21 protein-coding genes are annotated in these 19,200 nt (G+C 62.4%); 9 read left to right on the forward strand and 12 right to left on the reverse strand.

All coding sequences use genetic code 11. From position 1 onward, the window contains the following. Positions 1-111: 111 nt before the first annotated feature. The 5 genes from WDN02_RS06140 to WDN02_RS06160 are packed head-to-tail and all read right to left on the reverse strand — an operon-like array spanning position 112 to position 4,971. A complete protein-coding gene (locus WDN02_RS06140) occupies positions 112-915 on the reverse strand; it encodes a formylmethanofuran dehydrogenase subunit C (RefSeq protein ID WP_337292651.1) in 804 nt (267 codons plus the stop codon). Next, positions 912-1,820: a formylmethanofuran--tetrahydromethanopterin N-formyltransferase gene (fhcD, locus tag WDN02_RS06145; RefSeq protein WP_337292652.1), complete on the reverse strand. Its 909-nt coding sequence runs from the start codon at positions 1,818-1,820 to the stop codon at positions 912-914. The genes WDN02_RS06140 and fhcD overlap by 4 nt, the downstream gene beginning before the upstream one ends. Further along, the gene (locus WDN02_RS06150; RefSeq protein ID WP_337292653.1) at positions 1,808-3,448 is read right to left on the reverse strand and encodes a formylmethanofuran dehydrogenase subunit A; all 1,641 of its coding nucleotides are present in this window, start codon (positions 3,446-3,448) and stop codon (positions 1,808-1,810) included. Before WDN02_RS06150 ends, fhcD begins: the two co-directional genes overlap by 13 nt. Continuing rightward, positions 3,442-4,536, reverse strand: coding sequence for a tungsten formylmethanofuran dehydrogenase (locus WDN02_RS06155; RefSeq protein ID WP_337292654.1), 1,095 nt, complete (start codon positions 4,534-4,536; stop codon positions 3,442-3,444). Before WDN02_RS06155 ends, WDN02_RS06150 begins: the two co-directional genes overlap by 7 nt. Positions 4,537-4,584: 48 nt before the next feature. Then, positions 4,585-4,971, reverse strand: a complete 387-nt coding sequence (locus WDN02_RS06160) for a 4a-hydroxytetrahydrobiopterin dehydratase (protein ID WP_337292655.1) — start codon at positions 4,969-4,971, stop codon at positions 4,585-4,587. A 175-nt stretch (positions 4,972-5,146) separates the two neighbouring features. Here WDN02_RS06160 and WDN02_RS06165 point away from each other — a divergent pair, with 175 nt between their 5' ends. The 7 genes from WDN02_RS06165 to fae all read left to right on the forward strand — a co-directional run bounded on the left by WDN02_RS06165 (position 5,147) and on the right by fae (position 11,676). Next, positions 5,147-6,163 carry a beta-ribofuranosylaminobenzene 5'-phosphate synthase family protein gene (locus tag WDN02_RS06165; protein ID WP_337292656.1) on the forward strand — a complete coding sequence of 339 codons (1,017 nt, stop codon included), beginning with the start codon at positions 5,147-5,149 and terminating at the stop codon, positions 6,161-6,163. A 23-nt stretch (positions 6,164-6,186) separates the two neighbouring features. Further along, positions 6,187-7,074 (forward strand): NAD(P)-dependent methylenetetrahydromethanopterin dehydrogenase, encoded by an 888-nt coding sequence (locus WDN02_RS06170; RefSeq protein ID WP_337292657.1) that lies wholly within the window; start codon positions 6,187-6,189, stop codon positions 7,072-7,074. Beyond that, positions 7,067-8,194 carry an ATP-grasp domain-containing protein gene (locus WDN02_RS06175; RefSeq protein ID WP_337292658.1) on the forward strand — a complete coding sequence of 376 codons (1,128 nt, stop codon included), beginning with the start codon at positions 7,067-7,069 and terminating at the stop codon, positions 8,192-8,194. Before WDN02_RS06170 ends, WDN02_RS06175 begins: the two co-directional genes overlap by 8 nt. Further along, positions 8,191-9,150, forward strand: a complete 960-nt coding sequence (mch, locus tag WDN02_RS06180) for a methenyltetrahydromethanopterin cyclohydrolase (protein WP_337292659.1) — start codon at positions 8,191-8,193, stop codon at positions 9,148-9,150. Before WDN02_RS06175 ends, mch begins: the two co-directional genes overlap by 4 nt. Then, positions 9,134-10,081 carry a RimK family alpha-L-glutamate ligase gene (locus tag WDN02_RS06185; RefSeq protein ID WP_337292660.1) on the forward strand — a complete coding sequence of 316 codons (948 nt, stop codon included), beginning with the start codon at positions 9,134-9,136 and terminating at the stop codon, positions 10,079-10,081. The genes mch and WDN02_RS06185 overlap by 17 nt, the downstream gene beginning before the upstream one ends. Positions 10,082-10,108: 27 nt before the next feature. Then, entirely contained in the window at positions 10,109-10,990 is an 882-nt protein-coding gene (locus tag WDN02_RS06190; protein ID WP_337292661.1) for a triphosphoribosyl-dephospho-CoA synthase, read from the forward strand. A 176-nt stretch (positions 10,991-11,166) separates the two neighbouring features. Next, on the forward strand, positions 11,167-11,676 hold the full coding sequence (gene fae, locus WDN02_RS06195) for a formaldehyde-activating enzyme (protein WP_337292662.1): 510 nt from the start codon (positions 11,167-11,169) through the stop codon (positions 11,674-11,676). A 44-nt stretch (positions 11,677-11,720) separates the two neighbouring features. Here the strand turns inward: fae and WDN02_RS06200 are convergent, their stop codons facing one another. Then, positions 11,721-12,422, reverse strand: coding sequence for a HisA/HisF-related TIM barrel protein (locus WDN02_RS06200; RefSeq protein WP_337292663.1), 702 nt, complete (start codon positions 12,420-12,422; stop codon positions 11,721-11,723). Positions 12,423-12,502: 80 nt separating this feature from the next. On the opposite strand from WDN02_RS06200, the gene WDN02_RS06205 reads away from it, so the two are divergent. After that, positions 12,503-13,537: a hydantoinase/oxoprolinase family protein gene (locus WDN02_RS06205; RefSeq protein WP_337292664.1), complete on the forward strand. Its 1,035-nt coding sequence runs from the start codon at positions 12,503-12,505 to the stop codon at positions 13,535-13,537. A 56-nt stretch (positions 13,538-13,593) separates the two neighbouring features. On the opposite strand, the gene WDN02_RS06210 is transcribed toward WDN02_RS06205, so the two are convergent. From WDN02_RS06210 to WDN02_RS06235, 6 genes are all read right to left on the reverse strand, one after another. Further along, entirely contained in the window at positions 13,594-14,157 is a 564-nt protein-coding gene (locus WDN02_RS06210; RefSeq protein WP_337292665.1) for a DUF447 domain-containing protein, read from the reverse strand. After that, positions 14,158-15,552, reverse strand: a complete 1,395-nt coding sequence (locus tag WDN02_RS06215; RefSeq protein ID WP_337292666.1) for a DUF6513 domain-containing protein — start codon at positions 15,550-15,552, stop codon at positions 14,158-14,160. Positions 15,553-15,566: 14 nt separating this feature from the next. Beyond that, positions 15,567-16,202: a uridylate kinase gene (locus WDN02_RS06220; RefSeq protein ID WP_337292667.1), complete on the reverse strand. Its 636-nt coding sequence runs from the start codon at positions 16,200-16,202 to the stop codon at positions 15,567-15,569. A 1-nt stretch (position 16,203) separates the two neighbouring features. Next, a complete protein-coding gene (locus WDN02_RS06225) occupies positions 16,204-17,367 on the reverse strand; it encodes a (5-formylfuran-3-yl)methyl phosphate synthase (RefSeq protein WP_337292668.1) in 1,164 nt (387 codons plus the stop codon). 200 nt (positions 17,368-17,567) lie between these two features. After that, positions 17,568-18,143, reverse strand: coding sequence for a PQQ-dependent catabolism-associated CXXCW motif protein (locus WDN02_RS06230; protein ID WP_337292669.1), 576 nt, complete (start codon positions 18,141-18,143; stop codon positions 17,568-17,570). A gap of 28 nt (positions 18,144-18,171) precedes the next feature. Beyond that, a complete protein-coding gene (locus WDN02_RS06235; RefSeq protein ID WP_337292670.1) occupies positions 18,172-18,735 on the reverse strand; it encodes a TetR/AcrR family transcriptional regulator in 564 nt (187 codons plus the stop codon). Between the two features lie 126 nt (positions 18,736-18,861). On the opposite strand from WDN02_RS06235, the gene WDN02_RS06240 reads away from it, so the two are divergent. Next, entirely contained in the window at positions 18,862-19,200 is a 339-nt protein-coding gene (locus WDN02_RS06240; protein WP_337294880.1) for a carboxymuconolactone decarboxylase family protein, read from the forward strand.

The following is a 19,200-nucleotide window of genomic DNA, read 5'->3' on the forward strand; positions in this document are numbered from 1 at the left end:
CGCCGTGCGCAAAAGTGTGCGCGGTTTTACGCATTGAACGACGCTTTATCCCTTTGAATTTCGAGCATCTTATCTGCCCCCTCAGGTGCGCTCACCTGATGGCAGGATGCTCTACCCAGGGATGAAAATTTCGCCCTTGCCGAGCACCGACATATCGCCGGCAAAGCGATGCAGCGGGCTGCGGAAAAACCTGTCGACCCCGGCACTTTCCGGTTTCAACGCGCGGCCGATGGCCGTGGCGAAGGCGGCGAAATAGCTGCCGCAATCGACGAAATACGGCGGCAGCTCCGGCGGATTGGCGAGCGCCAATGTCCCGCGGCGCATCAGATAGCCGGGATTGAGGCCGACCGCGCCGAGCACGATCAAAGTCCCCGCGACGAGCCGACTGCCGAGCCAATCGCCGGCGTCGCCTTCGATAATGATCGTGCCGCGTCGCAGCCGATCACCGGCGCGATCGCCGACCGTGCCGCGCACGATCAGCAGGCCGCCGCTCATCCCGTGGATTTCGCCTTCGCGTGGGGCGCCAAGAAAATCGCCGGCATCGCCGATGATTTCGAGCCTGCCGCTTTCAATGCCGGAGCCGGCATAGGGGCCGACATGACCTTTCACGATCACTTCGCCGCCCGCGAGCTTGCGGCCGAGATTGCTGCCGGCGTCGCCGGTCAGCACGACACGTCCGCTCGTGGCGGCAGCGCCGACATTGTCGAAGCGCTCAGAGCCGCCCTCGAAACGGATTTCATCGGCGCTACCGGCGCGAATGCCAAAAATATCGCCGACCTTGGCTGGCTCTTTCGTCGTCGCCAGATCGATCGCGGCGATCTCCTTCGCGCTCTTATCTTTGAGGAGATTGGGCACGAGCGGCGAAAGATCGAGCCGCTGCGGCGGCTGTGCTTTGAGCGTCAGAACAAGCGTCACGGCGCCAATTCCTTCAAATGAAAGTGGAAAGGTCCGAGCTTGCCGCCGTAATTGCCGGCGCTGACGCGGCGGGCGCCGCGTTTCGCACCGAGCTTGACGATGGCGGCGAGGCCGGCGCGCATGGCATCGGCGACGGCGGCCTCGGTGAGCCCGTCGATCACGATTTCGAGAACGCAATTGAGATCGTCGTCGAGCGAGGTCGCGACCTGCCCGCGCAAGGTCGGGCAGAAGGCGTCGTTGGTCGAGGCGTGCAACACCTTATAGCGCGAGCCGACTTTCGAGCCGGAGCGGACGATGCCGCCGGGGAAGGGCATGATCGCGCCCTTCACCTTGTCCATCGCCTCCTTCGCCGCCTCGGCGGCGCGGAGCGTCGATTCATAATCGGCGCCGCAGATGAGCAGATTGCCGCCGCCGACCGCGCCTTTGGTGAAGCTTGTCGTGGCCTCGCAGAGGAATTCGCCGTCCATGACGGGGATGCGCCAGAAATGGCGGTCACCGAACTTCTTCGAGATCTGCCAGCCGTCGCCGAAATACCGCAAAAGATCGCCGACCTTCAATTCATCGGGCGCCTTCAAGTCGGCGAAACAGGCGGAACCGGGCGAGGTCAATACGCATTGGCCGACGCGGTTCGTGATCTGATTTTGCAATTCGGTGGACGACATCGCGAAGACCAGCACGCGCACGCCTGGCCGTCCGTCCGGCGTGTCGCGTGGATCGACTTCAACGTCGATGCCGGCTTCGACGCCGCAGCCGATGACCGACGTGGCAAAGCCCGTCATCGTGACGGCGGCTTGGCGCGCCCATTTCCGGTTCGGCCCGGTGATGAGCAGCGCGGTGCCGCGCATCGGAAAAGCTTCAGCGAAGCTATCGTCGATGCGCACGCCGTTGCGCGTTATCCCTGGCATGCAACCTCCTCAAAGGCATGGTCAAGACCGATCGCGTTTTCCGGCACTTTGAACAGATCGCGCGAAAGGCCATAGGCCTCGTCGTAATAACGCGACAGGCGACGGTCGATGTTGGAATCGTAGCTCGGCTGCACGGTCAGCGCGCGGCCGGTGCGATAATGCGTGATCTTGCCGTCGCGCACGACGAGGTCGCCGTCCTTGAAGACGAGATGTGCGTGGCGGAAGGCCTCGGCGCGATCTGCGGGATCATCGTTATAGACCGCGATGTCGGCGAGTGCGCCCGCCGCCAGATGGCCGCGATCCTTGAGGCCGAGCAGTTTCGCCGGCGCGACACGCGTCATGGTCGCGATTTCGCTGAACGAATATTCGCGCTCGATCGACGGCAATGTCGTCAGCTCAACGGCTTCCTTGGGCAGATCGGCAAGCCATTTGTTGCGCAGGTCGCGGCTCATGATCAGCGCGAAGAGTTCAGGATAGGTCGTATAGGGCGCGCCGTTCGGATGATCGGTCGTGAAGAAGACCTGCGCCGGATTATTGATGAGCAGGAAGAGTTCGAGACCCGCCGCCCATTGGATGGCGTTGTAGAAACTGTCGGCCTTGTAGAGATAAGGCACGACGCCAGCGCCGTTGACTTCACCGTCGAAGATCACCGATTTGCGTGGCTTGGCGGTGCCGACCGAGGCGAACTGGCGAATGACGTCACAGGAGATCGTCACCGTCTGGCGGAACATCACCTGACCGACGTCGATCGTGACATTCGGTGTCGAATTGACGGCGGCGGCGAGCTGCGCCGCGCCGGACGAAAACCCGCGCTTGCCGTCTTTGCCGTAGGCGTAGAATTGTAGATGCGCGAGATGCAGCGGCTTGCCTTCGGCCGCTTGCAGCGTGCGCAGCGCCGTATCGACATTGCCGCCGATACCAAGGTTATTGGTGTGGAGATGCAATGGATGGGCGATACCAATGTCCATCACGCCCTGCTGCAAAGCGTGGGTGATTTGCCGCGAACTGACGCCATAGAACGGCACGACATCGTCGAGATCGTAGGTGCGCGCATTGTCGGCGAAAGCGACGGACCCACCAGGATTGATGCTCTTGATGCCGAGGCCTTTGGTCTGGGCCAGCGCCGAGGCGAGATAATCAGCGATTGCGGTTCGATTCTTGCCGGCATCGCGCAGAAGCGAGAGCAGGAAATCGTCTTCGCCGACGACCGCCAGAATGCCCTTGTCGATGATCGGCATGTCGGCGAGTTCGAGATGCGAATGCAACGCCGTATGCGTCGGCACCGCCGGCTCGATGACGGTGGTGAAGCCCATCGCGGCATAGCGGCAGCCGGTCTCAAAGGTCGACCAGCCGGCGGTCGAAAGCGGCGTCTCGGCCGGGCGCGCGACATGGGCGCGATGGTTTTCCGGCAGCAGCAGGCGTGCTGTGTTCACATTGCCGCCGGCAATATGGGAATGAATGTCGATCGCACCGGCCATGACGATCTTGCCGGACACGTCGAAGACATGATCTGGCGTCTCGCCTTGCGGGGCGTCGATAATGCGCGAATCGCGAATCCAGAGGTCGCCCACGCCGTCCTTCCCGTTGGCGGGATCGACGACATGGCCGCCGGTCAGGCGTATCAACATGCCTCGTTTCCTTTCAGATGTTCGCTGATCTGGCCGATGACGTCGGCGACGCGCGGCGCATCGCCGGCGACCTTGGCAGGCGTCGTGGCGAAGGTCGTGATTTCGCGCGCCCATTCGATCGCATCGTGATCCTGGCCCGGCGTGCCGACCTCGATCTGCACTTTCGGCGGATAGGGGAATGTCGTGCCCGCTTTGGTCAGCGCAACGAACGGCACTTTGCGGCGCCAGCCCGGAATTGTCGCGCCATAGGCCGAAATCCACACAGCCGCATCGGCTTCGCCGGTATCGACCAAACGGTTGGCATCGAAGCGCCAGACGTCATGTTCGGGATAGCCGCGGCCAAAGCCGGTGCGGATCGGAAAGCCCGTCATCCAGCCCGACGTCTGCAGAACGCCAGCCGCGTTCTGCGCCGGCCCGAAGGCGAGATTGGTGAAACGCGTCTTCTGGTTGAGGTCGAGGACCAATCCGCTCAACGCTTCGATAGTCAGTTCATCGAGAGATTCAGCCGACCAGACCGCCGCGCCGAAATGCGCTGCCTTCAAAGTCTCTGCAAGCTCCGTCAGGCTTTTGGCGAGCGCGCCGCCCGTGCGGGTCTTGCGTCCGGCGACGGCTGCGCGCAGCGCCGCGACCGCCTGCGGCAATTGACCTGCGGGAACCGCAATCTCTGTCGCCCCGACGCTTGCCGCGGTACCCGGCTCGCCGCCCAGCCAGAAGATTTTGCGGGACGCTTTCTCGGCGCCGAGCCGCGGCGGTTCCTTGAGTGCGAGCCGCTCGGCAAGCTCCGGCCACAGGGCCGTCAGGCGCGGGCCGACCAACAAAATTGTTTCAGCGCGAAGCCGCACATCGTTGGCCGTCGTCACCATGCGTCCCGCCTGACGCAGCACGCCGACATCGCGCAACAACGCGTCGCTTGCGGCGTGATCGTAGGCGCCGCGAAGTTTCTCGGCGAGGAGGATTGCCGCGCGGGCGCCGGCGACATCGGTTTGCAAACCCGCGACAAGAGGCAGGCGCGCCGCGTCGAGTAAGCGTGCCGCTTCCGCGATCGCCGTTTCGAGCGGCACCGCTGCGCCATCAACATAAGCCGTCATTTAATCCTCACGTCGTCGCTGCCGCGATCCGAGGTCATGGAGAGAAGTTCAGTTTTTGTCGTATTTTATATAAGCGAAGCGCTGATCGTCAGCGGGCGTACCTTCGAGCGCGGCGCCTTCCTTGCCCGGCTGCCAGTGCACGACATCCTCGATCTTCTTCGCGAGTTGAAAGTCCTTGTCCGTGATGCCCTTGGCGGCGTGATTCTTCAAGCGGACTTCAACCCAGGCATAAGACGCCGTGATGTCAGGATGGTGCCAGGCGGCTTCGGCCAAATGGCCTACCGTATTGATCACCATCAGCGTGCTCTTCCAGCTATGGGTACGATAAGTGCGTTTTATCCACCCATCTTCATATTTCCAATGCGGCAATTCGCGTTCGAGGCGCGCCTTGATCTCGGCTTCGTCATAGGTGTGTTCGCGTTGACGCTCACTCATCGTCTGCCTCCGTCCGCGGGCGCACTATGGCGCTATCGATGTTAGAGGTCCAGTCTGGCGCGTTTGGCGGAGCGGCGTATAAGGCGGGGTTGCTTCCCGGCCTCATGGCTGACACATGGGCGTGACGAATCGCCGGATAAATGGCGCAAGTTTTTTCACGTTAGGTTGAAGACGAATGCAAACTCGCGTGTCGGTCCAGACCTCCGCCCGTCTTCATCTCGGGTTTTTCGATCTCAACGGGAGCCTTGGCCGCCGTTTCGGCAGTTTTGGTCTGGCGCTCGACCGGCCGGTCACGACGCTGACGGTTTTTCGCGCCCCCGAACTCACCGTAGGCGGTCCGGATGCGGATCGCGTCGGCGCCCATATCGAGGCCCTGCGGTCGCATCTTCATCTCGACGCGACCTATGGGGCCCGGGTCGAGCAGGCCATTCCCGCCCATGCGGGTCTCGGCTCGGGCACGCAGCTCGCCTTTGCCTTGGCGGCAGGGCTGCGCCGGCTTGAAGGCTTGACGGAGGATTTCGCCGGCGACGCTCTGCTGCTGCAGCGGGGCGGGCGCTCCGGTATAGGCGCCGCTTTATTCTCGCGCGGCGGCCTTGTGGTCGACGGCGGCCACGGCCCGCATACCGTCCTGCCGCCGGTTTTGAGCCATTTGCCGTTCCCGGAGGATTGGCGCGTAATTCTCGTGATGGACAGTACTTTTAGTGGGGTTCACGGCGCCGAGGAGCGCGCCGCCTTCGCGGCTCTGCCCACATTTTCAGCGGCTGCGTCCGCCGACATCTGCCACCGGCTGCTCATGCAGGCGCTTCCAGCTCTGGTCGAGCGGGATTTGGGGCAATTCGGCGAGGCGGTGAGCCATATCCAGGCGATCCTCGGCGATTATTTTGCCCCGGCACAGGGCGGCGGGCGCTATACAAGCGCCGCGGTCGGCGCCGTCATGTCGCGACTTGCACATTTTGGCGCGCAAGGTATCGGTCAAAGCTCCTGGGGGCCGACAGGCTTTGCCTTTGCCGCCAGCGACGATGAAGCGCAGCGACTTGTACGCCGCGTTCGGGAAGAAAGGCCCGCGCAAAAGGCGGAGAACGAGGGGGACCCGGTCTTGGTCGTTTGCAAAGCCATCAATCACGGCGCCAAAATCACGCTGAATTCTTCCGCCCAGGATTTTAAAAGCGCGCCTCACCATTCAAACGCCTAAGACCTAAGACGGGGAATAAAATAATGGCAAAACTCATCCTGCACATGCTGAGCCCGCTGAAACACATGAGCCCGTTCGACGTGAACATGGCGCTCGATGCCGGCTATGATTCGGTGACCCCATATACGAGCGTCACGCTCGAAGAGATCGAGCCGCTGGTGCAGGACGCGATGTTCTCCCGTTCGCCGCGCGATGCCGTGCGCACCGGCGTCTTCATCGCCGGCAAGGATGCGATCCAGGCGCTCGACATGCTCGAGAAGGCCAAGAAGACTTTGCTGAAGCCATTCGAGATTTCGCTTTTCGCCGATCCGGCCGGTTCGTTCACGACAGCGGCCGCGATGGTCGCCTGCGTCGAGAAGGTCTTGAAGGAAAAGAAAAAGCGCACGCTGTCGGGCACCAAAGTCGTCGTCTATGGCGCGACCGGCGTCGTCGGTTTCTCGTCGGCGGTCATTGCCGCGCTCGAAGGCGCGCATGTGACTCTCGCCGGTTACAATGGCCCGGAGCGCGTCGAAAGGGCGACGCAGGAAATCAAGAAGCGTTTCGGGGTCGAGACCTATTTCGCCGATGCCAGCGATCCGGAGAAAGTGCTCAACCTGCTGGTCAATTCTGAAATCGCACTCTGCGCCGGGCGCGCGGGCGTGCAAATTCTGTCCGCCGCCGATATCAGCAAGGCAACCGGCCTGCTCGTTTGTGCCGACGTCAACGCTGTCCCGCCGCTCGGCATCGAAGGTGTCGGTCTGCATGACGACGGCAAGGAATTGCCCGGTGGCAGCTACGGCATCGGTGCGCTCGCGATCGGCAATGTGAAGTATCAGACGGAATTCCGCCTGTTCAAAAAGATGGCGACGTCCGACGCGCCGCTTTGCATCGACTTCCGCGATGCGTTCAAACTCGCGCGTGAGCTTGTCTGAGGCGAAAGCGATTTTGATTGCCGCTGCCTCGGGGCGAGCCCTCGCCGCCGCGGCGCGGCTTTCGGGTTATCGTCCGCGCGTCGTCGATTTTTTTGACGATGACGATACGCGGGCGCTGGCGTCGGCGACGGCTTCGATCGCCGATCCGGCGCAAGGGTTTACCGACGATGATCTGATCTCACGTTTGCGCGAGCTCGCGCGGGGAGAAACTCCCATTGGGCTCGTTTACGGCAGCGGCTTCGAAGATCGCCCCGAAATTCTCGCCGCGCTGGCGAAGGAATTTTTGGTCTTCGGCAACAATGCCCCGAACGTCGCGCGTGCGAAAGACCCGCGCGAGCTTGCGGCGCTGTGCCGTGAGCTGGACATCCCGCATCCTGAGATTCGTTTTGATCTACCGGGTGATCCCGAACATTGGCTGATCAAGCGGCAAGGTGGTGGTGGCGGCATTCATATCCGTCCAGCCGATGCACCGCTTGAGGCCGGCGATTATTATCAACGCCGCGTACCGGGCGCCCCCGTCTCGGTCCTGCTGCTGGCCGACGGCCACTCGGCGCAAATTCTCGGCACCTCTTCGCAATGGACAGCGGAGTCGCCGAACCTGCCTTACCGGTTTGGCGGCGCGGTGCGTCCCGCGTTAGGCGCTAACGCACAGCTTGCGGCTATGAGTGAGGCCGGTCAGAAGATCGTCGTCGCGCTCGGCCTTGTCGGCCTGAACAGCGTCGATTTCCTCGCCGAAGCCAACGGCTTTCACTTGCTCGAAGTGAATCCGCGCCCTGGGGCCACGCTTGACATTTTTATGGATCGCGACGGCGCGCTCTTCGACGCACATTTGGCCGCATGTCGCGGCCACTTGCCGCGGCAGCCATTGGTCTTTACCAAGGCAGCCGCAACAGCGATCGCTTATGCGCCCCGCGAACTTCCCTCCATGCCTCGTCTCGCGTGGCCGGACTGGTGCAAGGACCGGCAGAGGCCCGGAACATTTTTGCGCGCGGGCGATCCCGTCTGCACGCTTTCGGCTGAGGCCGACACCGCCGCTGCAGCCCGTGCGCGCGTCGGTGAACGTCTCGCGCTCTTCGACGATTATCTGTTGCGTGAAGCTCAAAAGGAATGCGCCGCATGACCGAAGCCCCGAAAATCAGCGTCAACAGCCTCGCCGGCACGATCGTCGACCGCATGGTCGCGGAGGCCGACAAGCTGCGCATCATCGTGTCCGAGGGATCGCTCGGCGAAACTTTGATCGATGCCGGTGTTAAGGCCGTCGGCGGCTTTGACGTCGGTCTGCTGATGGCGGAAATCTGCCTCGGCGGTCTCGGTTCGGTGACGCTGACGCCTTATGCCGCGACGGCGAAATGGCCGTTCCATCTGACGGTCCGGACCTGCGATCCGGTCATCGCCTGCCTCGCCAGCCAATATGCCGGCTGGGCTCTTTCCCATGAAAAATGGTTCGCGCTCGGCTCAGGGCCGGCCCGGGCTCTGGCGCTCAAGGAGCCGCTATTCCAGGATCTCGGCTATGCCGACAAAGCCAATCGCGCGACCCTGATCATCGAAGGCGACAAGCCGCCGCCGGCAGAAGTCGTCGCGAAGGTGGCCAAGGATACGGGCGTCGATGCGCGTCATCTCACCTTCGTTTATGCGCCAACGCGCAGCCTTGCCGGCAGCCTGCAGGTTGTTGCGCGCGTGCTCGAAGTCGCGCTGCATAAGGCGCACGAGCTGAAATTCCCGCTGTCGCGCATCATCGACGGCATCGGCACGGCGCCGCTGTCGCCGCCGCATCCGGATTTCGTTCAGGCCATGGGCCGCACCAATGATGCGATCATCTATGGCGGCCTGACGCATCTCTTCGTCACCGGCCCGGCTGACGAGGCACGTGCACTGGCCGAGAAACTGCCGAGTAAGACCTCGCGCGATTATGGCGAGCCCTTCTCCGACATCTTCAAGAAATTCAAAGGCGATTTCTACAAGATCGATCCGATGCTGTTCAGTCCCGCGGTCGCCGTGGTGACGGCGGTCGAGAGCGGCGAAACCTTCTTCGGCGGCGAGATCAACGAGAGCGCGTTGAATGCCTCCTTCTCTTGAGGCAGATCTTGCTCTTGAGGCAGGTCCCCGGATCGCGCTTCTCGTCGATAAGATCGAATTTCATGCAAAGGAACTGACGCGCGCCTTCGCCAAGCTCGGGGCGCGCGCGGTGCCGATGCGGCTCTCGGCCTTCAGCCTCGATACGCGGCGGCCGAGCGGTATCGCCATTCCCGGCTTCGGCACGCGTTTGCCGGACCTCGTTCTGGTGCGCGCAGTCGGTCTCGGCACATTCGAATCAACCACGCTGCGGCTTGGGCTTTTGCACGCCCTCGTCGGCATGGGCGTACCGGTCGCGAATTCACCGCGATCGATCGAACTCTGCGTCGATAAGGCGGCAACGAGCTTCCGCTGCTTCAATCAAGGCGTTGCGACGCCGGAAACTTTCGCGCTCGAAAGCCCGCGGCAGACACGCGCGCTGGTGCGCCGCGAGTCTTCGCGTGGGCCGCTGGTGCTCAAACCTTTGTTCGGCGCGCAAGGTCGCGGCCTCAAGCTGATCCGCCACGAATCCGATCTGCCGGACATCGCCGAAATGGCGGGGGTGTATTATCTGCAGCGCTATATCGGCGTCGAACGCGACGGCTTCTCTGATTGCCGTGCGCTCGTCGCGGGCGGCCGCGTGCTTGCAGCAATGACGCGGCGCGCCGATCATTGGATCACCAATGTCAAACTTGGCGCCAAGCCGGAACCTGTGACACTGGACGACGAGATGCGCGATCTCGCTGTGCGCGCTGCCGCCGCAGTGGAGGCAGAATTCGCCGGCGTCGATCTGCTGCGCGGCGCCGATGGCCGCTGGTATGTGATCGAAGTCAATTCCATGCCCGGCTGGCAAGGCCTGCAAAGCGTGACCGATTTCTCGATCGCCGACGAACTTGCGGCGCTCCTGCTTGCCCGTCACGGTCTTGCGAGAGGCGCAGCCGAGCTGGCCTCCTGATCGATTCTATGAGTCAGAGTGGGGTTCATGCGAAAAACCGGGAGCCACTTTCTCGCATCCCGCTCTAGCGCGCAGATCGCCGACGCGTTCCGCGCCGCCTGCCGCGAAGAAATTGAGGCCCCGAAGCCAGGCAATGTTCATGTCTTCGCCAGCGGCCACAATATGGAGGCGGCGCATTTCCTGACGAGCGCCGACGTCTCCGCCGGTCCCATATCCGCGTCGGGCGTGTCTGTTGGGACGCGCGTGCTCGCGGCAGTCGAGGCAAGCTTTGCCGCGGTCGGGATGAATACGAATCTTGGAATCATTCTGCTCTGTGCGCCGCTGACGGCAGCGGCGGAACGCCGCGGCGATTTGCATCGCGCGCTTGCCGATGTGTTGGCCGGTCTCGATCGCGAGGATGCCGCGCATGTCTTCCGCGCGATCGCGCTTGCGAGCCCCGGCGGCCTGGGGGATGCTGAGCGTTACGACGTGCGCAAGCCGGCGGATATCGATCTCATGGAGGCCATGCGCGAGGCCGCGCCACGCGACCGGATCGCCTATCAATATGCGTCGAATTTCGATGATATTTTTGTGACGGGGTTTGCGTCCCTTGAAGAGGCGAAAGAAGCCGAGATAAATCCTCCTCTGCGAGCCGTGAATGTGTATCTTTCTTTCCTAAGCCGCTTCCCTGACACGCATATTTTTCGCAAATTTGGCGCGGCCGCGGCTGCCGCAGTGCAACAGGAAGCCGGCGAGATATTGCCGCTTTTTAAGGCGCGCCCACACGATTGTTTGACCGAGCTTCTGGCCTTCGATGCGAGGCTCAAGGCACGTGGTCTCAATCCCGGAACCAGCGCGGACCTGACCGTTGCGACTCTTTTCGCCGATCGGCTGCGCAATGGCTTGCCGATCCGCCGCAATGATGGTTGATTGCGCGCCGTGCGGAAGGCTCCGCCGCTATCTGGCCAACCGGCCTGTCCCAAGGTGATCGGCATACTGCAACGGAATGCTGGTGACTGACGGGCGTCGATAACAAGGATAGGTCATTGGTCTCGTCGAGCGTTCGGCGGGATGTCGTGTTTTATTTCCATCGGAGGAAGTTCATAATGGCCAAGATAACGAAACTTGGTGTTGGCGAATCGCTCGTCGGCGAGGGCAATGAGGTCGCGCATATCGATCTCATCATCGGACCGCGCGGTAGCTCGGCGGAAACGGCCTTCGCCAACGCGCTGGTCAATAACAAGGACGGTTTCACGACGCTTCTCGCCGTGGTCGCTCCGAACCTGCTCGTCAAGCCCAACACGATCCTCTTCAACAAGGTCACCATCAAGGGCGCCAAGCAGGCCGTTCAGATGTTTGGCCCGGCGCAGCACGCCGTTGCCAAGGCGGTCGCCGATAGCGTCGCCGAGGGCGTGATCCCGGTCGAAGAAGCTGACGATCTCTTCATCGCCGTCGGCGTGTTCATCCATTGGGATGCCACCGACGACAAGAAGATCCACGACTACAACTACCAGGCCACGAAGGAATCGATTCTGCGCGCCGTCACCGGCGAGCCGAAGGCTTCGGAAGTCGTTGCCAAGCGCAACACCGCCAAGCACCCCTTCTCGCCGGAATAATCGGCTCGATCTTGGGTTCAAAGGGGAGCTTCGGCTCCCCTTTTTTATGGGGGGCTGTGCGCGCTAAGATGCTGCTTGGTGATCTTGCCGTCGTGCAACGCCGTGGCGACGAGTGCGCCCGCAGTTCCAGCCATTGCAAGCGCGCGCAAATCATTGCCATCACGAATGCCGCCTGCCGCGTAAATTTCATGCTTGGGCGCCTGCGCGCGAATCTCTCCGAGACGCTGGAAATCCGGCCCGCTGCCCGTGCCGACCTTGGCCAAAGTCATCACGATGATGCGCTGGGGCCAAAGCGACGTATCCGCCGCCAGTCGCGCCGGCCCCTGAAAAACATCGCCACGAAAATCGAGTGACAGCACGCGTCGCGATTCGGCTCGAAGCTGCGGACGTGTCGCAGACTCGTCGAGGCTCTCACTGCCGATCACAAGCGCGCCGCGATGCTGGTCGATCCAATTGGCGGCTTGGGTTTCTGTTGCGATTCCCGAATCGACCCAAAACTCGATTTCGGGGAATGCGTCCTCAAGTTCGGCAACGATGGTTGCGTGATCGCCAACGCCGGTAATTGCGTCGAGATCGGCAATGTAGATTTTGCGAAATGGATGCAATGTGAGAAAACCTGCGACTATATCGCGCGGCCGGCTCGTCGGCGCAAGTGGCGTCTCGATCGGCGCATAATGCGCCCGCGCCCCGGCGCGTGCGCGCACCACCGTGCCGCCCTTCAGATCGATGACCGGGATAATGTCCATGCGGCTCCGTCTACGCGCGGCTTTCGGGCTTCAAGCGCCGCGTGATAGAGCCTGCGTAACGTAATTTCAGGGCGGTTCAAATGCCGGGCATCATCGGCTGGGACATCGGCGGCGCGCATTTGAAAGCCGCGCGGCTCGAAAGTGGCATGATCGTCGATGTCGTGCAGATCGCCTGTCCGCTGTGGCTGGGTCTCGATCAATTATACAAAGCCTTTGACGAAGCCAAGGCGGGGCTTGGCGTGGCCGACATCAACGTCGCGACGATGACCGGCGAATTGTCCGACGCCTTTACCGATCGCGCATCCGGCGTCTTGGCGATTTCGGCGGCGGCGGTAAACGCCCTCGGTCCGACGTTGATTTATGCCGGGCCGGCAGGTTTCGTCGCGGCAGATATAGCGGCGCAGAATGTCGCTACGATTGCCTCCGCAAACTGGCACGCGAGCGCGACGTTTGTGGCCAGACATATTGGCGAGGCGCTCTTTGTCGATATGGGTTCGACGACGACCGACATCATTCCGCTGAAAGAAAGCAAAGTCGCGGCGCGGGGCTATAGCGACGCGACGCGCATGGCGCATGGCGAACTGGTCTATGCCGGTGTCGTGCGCAGTTTCCTGATGGCCGGGCTGCGGCTCGTGCCGTTCGGCGGACACTGGGTGCCGATCATGAACGAGGCGTTTGCCACGACGAGCGACGTCTATCGTATTCTCGGTGATCTTCCGGCAGATACCGATCTCATGCCGACAGCCGATGGTCAGCCGAAAACGATCGAAGCCTCACGGGCGCGGCTCGCGCGGCAGATCGGCCTCGACGCACGCGAAGTTAGCGCACAGGCGCTCGATCAGCTTGCGGCCTTCTTTGCCGAGACGCAATTGCGCGAAATTTTCGACGGCGCGTGTCTCGTTCTATCAGATGCCTTGCTTAAAGATACTGCGCCTGTCGTCGGCGCAGGCGCGGGGCGCTTCGTTGTCGAACGGCTCGCCGCGCGGCTTGGACGCGCTTACATTGATGTCGCCGATATGCTCCCTGTCGCGGCGGCACTGCGCGGCCAGGCCGCCGATTGTCTGCCGGCCTGCGCGGTTGCTTTGCTGGCCAATTCGTCACTGCGAACGAAGTGAAGCAATCCAGGAGCCGTTTCTGAATTGCTTCGTCGCTTTGCTCCTCGCAATGACGCTTATACAGCGGTATAGTGTGTCTGCACTTTCTCGACGAGCCAGCTCCAAGCCTCGGCTTCGTCTTCGCCGGCCGTCTTGTCGATAGCGATTTGCAGATAGGCCATCTCGGATTCGATCTTTTCGCGCGGCAGAAAATCGAGACGGCTTGAGAGCACCGCGAGTTCGAGCACCGCGGCCTTGGCGCGGTTCATGCCCTCGAACGGCGCGTGCTGAACTTGCTTTGCGACGCGGCAGTGAAAGCGCGGCCGCTGTTCGTGCTCCTCGATATGGGCGACGGAAAGTTCGGCATGCGTCAGCGCCGCGAGGAGGCGAGGCACAATAAAATCCTCCGTCGCAACCAACGGCCAGTCACGCCGGCCGGTCAGGCACCCGGCGAAGATGCGGACGTCATCGATATAATTGGCGACCGCAAACGGCACCGCGCGCAGATTATCGAGCGTCGTCGAGGGTCGGAACGGGGCGATGATCCATTGATCGCCGTCGGCAATCAGGCCGAGTGGCGCAACATGGACGTTGCCCTGTGCATCGGCCGTCGTCACCACAGTTTCGCGGATCATCGGCATTCAGGTTTCCGCCTTTGCGCGCAATGTATGGCCCATATCACGCAGACGCGTCAGATCTTCTTCCGCGCTCTCTGTCGCGACGCCGAAATCGAGCGGTTCATCCTGCACATAGCGTTTGCCGAGCTTGAAAGCGAGTTCGGCCTTCATCAATTCGGTGCCGAGATAGAAGGCGTGTGCGTCGTCACCTTTGACGGCTAGATGTGGAAACAGCGCCATCGCATCGCGCGCGACATGGTGGCCACCGCGGTTGTAAAGATGGATGCCGTCGTCAGCGACCTCGATGCGATAATTCGAATCGCGCACATCCGCCGCGCGTTCGGCGATCTCAGGTGGTGGGGTGGGGAACGGCTTCAGATCATGCACCTGCGCAAGCCCGGCACCATAGCCCTTGGGCAGAGCGTCGTCGCTGCGCGCGGCAAACATCAGCCGCCGTGCCGCATCGTGTTCGGCGACCGTGCGGCGCGTATGCGGGCTCACCTGGACCACAAGCACATTGCGGATATGAAGTTCGGAGCAGAGGCCCAGCAGCATGGCCGTGATGCCGCTTGTATCCGCCTCGGTCAGTTCGGTCAGATTGCCGGTGCCCATCATCATCTCGACTTCGGGCATCAGCCGCCGCGCCTCGATATAGCGGGCAAGCGAGGCGCCGAAGCCGAAATGGATCGGATCAAGGATTGGATCGACGATGAAGGGAATGTCTTCGTTGTGGGCTTTTTCCGCCAGCCTCACGAGCGATTGAAGATCAGAATGCGGTTGCGGAATCAGGATCGGCGTCACCGGATATTTGCGCGCGATGTCGAGCGTCGCGTCGGTGAGACTCAAGAGAAAGTCCGCACCCGCCGCGGCGCCGCGTTCGAGTTCTTCGGCATTGGCGGAATCGACGCTGACCTTATGTCCAGCGGCTTTCAAGGCGCGGACGCAATCTTCGAGATTGGGGAACGGTGTGTCCGGCAAAGCGCCGAGATCAATGACGTCGGCACCGTCTGCGCGCATTTTTTCGGCGCGGCGCAGAATGTCGTCGATCGAAACACCGGAAGCATCGACGATCTCACTGAAGATGCGAATGTCATAGCCCGACAGATCGGGCGCGCGGCCGCCGCGGCCGAAATAGGCGGGGAGGTCGGCGACTTCGTCCGGCCCCCGCTCGACCTTGGCGCCAAGCTCGCGCGATAGTGCGTCGAGATCGGCGCGGCAACGGCCAGGCAGGATGATGCGATCTGCGTCAAGCGGGCGCGGCACCCGCCGCAATATGATCGCCTCCGTCATCAACGCCGCGACTTTCACGCCGATGTCGAACACCTTCCAGGCGAAAGGCGTCGGGCCAAGACTGTTCATCGTCTTGATGAGACGCGGATAGGCGAGATGTCCGGTCAGCAGCAGAATACGCTCGGTCATGCGGTGCTTATGGGTTAGCGGCGGCGCGGCCGCAGGCCAGGAATTTGGCTTCGTGACAGTTTTGCCGGCGCGTCCGGTAAGGCGTTCGGCCCAGCGATGAAGGTATCAGCGCCGCTCGCCGCGGCAAAATGCGGAAACAGCCGGTCAACAAGCCCGGCATTGGCGAGATCGAGGAGGCTGAGATCGGCGTCTGCGTCGATGGGGACGCTCTTGATGAGAAGCAGCCGCTCGGCGCGCAAGTACGCCGTGAGCCACGCCGCGAGCGAATCCGACGTCACGTCCCAGGATTTTGGCAGCGATGACGCCATCGCCATTTGCGCGGGCGCCCAGCAGGCGATGCGGCCGGTGCGCAGCGCCCTTGCGATGGCAGCGGGCGTCGACGTCAGCATGAGGCGCGGCCAGAGCGCCGCAAGGGCGAGCCCGTACTGCTCCATAGCGACAAGCGCGATGTGGTGCGCGGCGTCATCATCGAACTGCATCTTCTTCTGCATCGTTCGCACGGCATCGGCGAAACCGCTTCCCCCCGGCACGATGACAAGCGGATCGGGGTAAAGGTCAAGCGCGGCGATCCAATCTGCGAGCGATGGCGTGCCGGCGAGGCTGCCGCCGAGCTTTGCCACCAGCGGCCGCGGCGCTGCGCGCGGCCGCACGTCAGCCGCCGGATTTCGCGCCGAGATCGCCAGCAAAAAGCTGATGCAGCTTTCCGGCTTGGCTGGCGCGCGCGCGGCTGATCTCGATGCCGACGCTGCCGTCGATCACGTCGAGCTTTTCGACACGCACCCGGATGGCGACGAGACGCGGATGCGTGAGCAGAGCGTCGGCGACGCGTTCGGCGACGGTCTCGACGAGATCGACATGGCCGCGGCTGAGGATGAGGCGGATCGCATCGACAATGACATCGTAAGAGAACACGTCGCGCATGTCCTCGGCGTGGTGTCCGGCGCGGCGCACGTCGGCGTCGATGTTGAAGCGCACGCGCTGCGTCTTGTTGCGCTCGAAATCATAGGCGCCGATCGACACCGGCAGGATGAGATCATGCACAAAGACAAGATCGGTCTCGATTTCCAGATCACGTCCCGGCGCATAGCCGCGCGCCGAGAGGAGCCGCCAATCAACCTTGAACTCGTCGCCCTGATCGTCCAGATGGTTTTCGCGTGGAATGAGGTCGCGGATCAACCGGATGTGTGTGGCATCAATGCGTGTCGCGCGGCCTTTGCCGCCGGTCAGCGCGCCGCGGAACCCCAAGAGATCAGGGCCGATCGGCAAAAGCCGGGAGATGTCGGGTGCTTCGAGCGAGCCGGCGAGGCCGGCGATCATGTCCGCGGCATGGACGAGATCGACAAATTGCTGCAAGTGCGGGATGTCGAGATAATTGATCAGGCGCGAGCCGTCCTTTACGGCCGTATCGAGCATGACGCCTTTGAACCCGGCGGCAGCGAGGCGCGGGATCAGGCTGACATCGGCGTCCTGATCGGCGAAGAGAAGGCCAATGAGGCGCCTCCTGGCCGCGAGCGGCTTGAGTGCCTCGATGCAGGCGGCCGCGTTCGCGTCGAGGCCGACTTTGACATAATCGACGCCGGTGCTGGCAATCTCTTCGGCGGCCGTGGCCAGCTCTTGGGGGTCGCTGAGATTGCCGGCGACGGCACTGACCAAGCGCCGTTTGCCAATGGTTGCGACGACGGCGTCAATCGCGGCACGGGAAAGCGCCCCAAGCGGAGCGTTGGCCGGGTCTTTCAGGTCGAGAACATCAGCGCCTTCGATCAGCGCGATTTCGGCTTCTGCCGCATCGGCGACGCTCGCGAGCATCAGCGTCATCAGGCACCAACTTTCCTAGATCACGATGATTTTGGATCGAATCGATCCAAAATCATGAACGCGATCGATTCTCAAAAGATAGAGCGGGATTCACGCGAAAAACCGGTATCCACTTTTCCGCATCCCGCTCCAGCGGCGAGGCGCGAGCCACCCTGTTCGGCTTCCTTTATATGAGAAGTCGCGGGAGGCCAATTCCGGGATCATGGCCGGGGGAACGGTGTTTGTTCCTTGAGCGGATAGGCCGCCGCCTCCCAGCCTTGCGTACCGTCCTGATACCAAAGCACGTGCGTATATCCGAGCATCTTGGCGCGCTTGGCGGCGTTCCACGACATCCAGCAATGACGCGCACAATAGAAGACCAGCGGCTTGTTGAGATCGCCACCGCTCGCCACGGCCAGCCCGCGGCGAAAATAATTGAGCGTCACCTGCGCCAGCGCGCCATAGCCCGTATCGGGCAGCCAGAGGCTGCCGGGAATGTCGAAACGCGGCTTGTCGCGCCAGAGCGTCCCCGGCGCGAGGCCGGCGGGCTTGGGGGCCTGCGGCAGAACATCGACGAAGACCGCCACTTTCTTGTCCCAGAGCGCATGCGCCTCGGCGACGGTGAGGGCGGGTTTGCCGTCCAGCGTCGCCGGGACGGCGGCGCGGTAATCGGACATTCGGTAGGTGCCAGGCTCTGGGACGGTTGCCGTTGGCTCTGCGCGCGCGCCGGCGAGGCCTATCATTCCGAGATAAACGAGTGCGGCCAAGCGGCGGGTCGAGCGGCGCATCGATTTCATCCTTGGGCTCCTCAAGCTGAGATTATTGTTATTTCAGACTTTTGCGCAGTGCTGCCAGCGTCGCCTCGAATCCAGGCGCGCCGCCAAGCAGGCGCTCCATCATCAAGGCGCCTTCCAGTGTCGCGACGATCATGCGCGCCGATTGGTCGGGATCGACGTCATCGCCGATCGTGCCGTTGATCTGTCCTTCCGCGAGAATTTGATGCAGCCAGGCGATGTGGCGCTGAAAGAAAACCGCGACGCCGTCGCGGATGCGTGGTGGCAGGGTGCCGAGTTCCGCTGCCATGGCAGCGGCAAGGCAGCCTTGCTCTTCCTCGACGCCGTGCAGGTAGAGTTTTGCATAGGCTTCGACGCGGGCGGGGCCGTCGGCGCTGCTCGCCATGATCTGCGCCAGCGCCTGATCGTAGCGCACGCCATAGGCGTCGATCAGTGCAACGCCGAGGTCTTCCTTGATCGGAAAGTGATGGTGGATACTCGCTTTGCGCAGGCCGACAGCCACGGCCAGATCGGCATAGCTGAAGCCGGACCAGCCGCGTTGGCGAACCAGCACCTCGGCTTCAGCGAGCAATTTTTCGCGTGTCGGATGGGACATATGATGGCCTACCTACTGATAGGCAGGGTCGTCAAGCCGGCACGAATTTCCAGTCACAGACATTGACCGAACATACACTACCAACTAGAAGGTAGGTAACAAAGAGGAGACGCTATGAGTCAGCAAATGCAAGATTGGGCAGGATACCGCCAACAGCTCGAGAAGACCCTCGCCGGCGTGGCGCATGTAAGCCCCGACATCCTCAAGGGCAATGAAATCCTCTCCAACGCCGCGCCAAAGCCGGGAACGCTCGATGCCAAGACGCGCGAGCTCATCGCGCTCGCCGTTGCGGTGACGACACGCTGCGACGGTTGCATTGCTTTTCACACAGAGGCGGCACGCAAGGCTGGCGCAACGAAGGAAGAACTCATCGAAGCGCTCGGCGTCGCCATCGCGCTCAACGAAGGCGCGGCTCTCGTCTATTCGGCCCGCGCAATCGACGCCTTCGATAGCCTCGCCGGATAG

Origin of the sequence: Methylovirgula sp. (genome assembly GCF_037200945.1) — a bacterium.
Classification (GTDB): Bacteria; Pseudomonadota; Alphaproteobacteria; order Rhizobiales; family Beijerinckiaceae; genus Methylovirgula.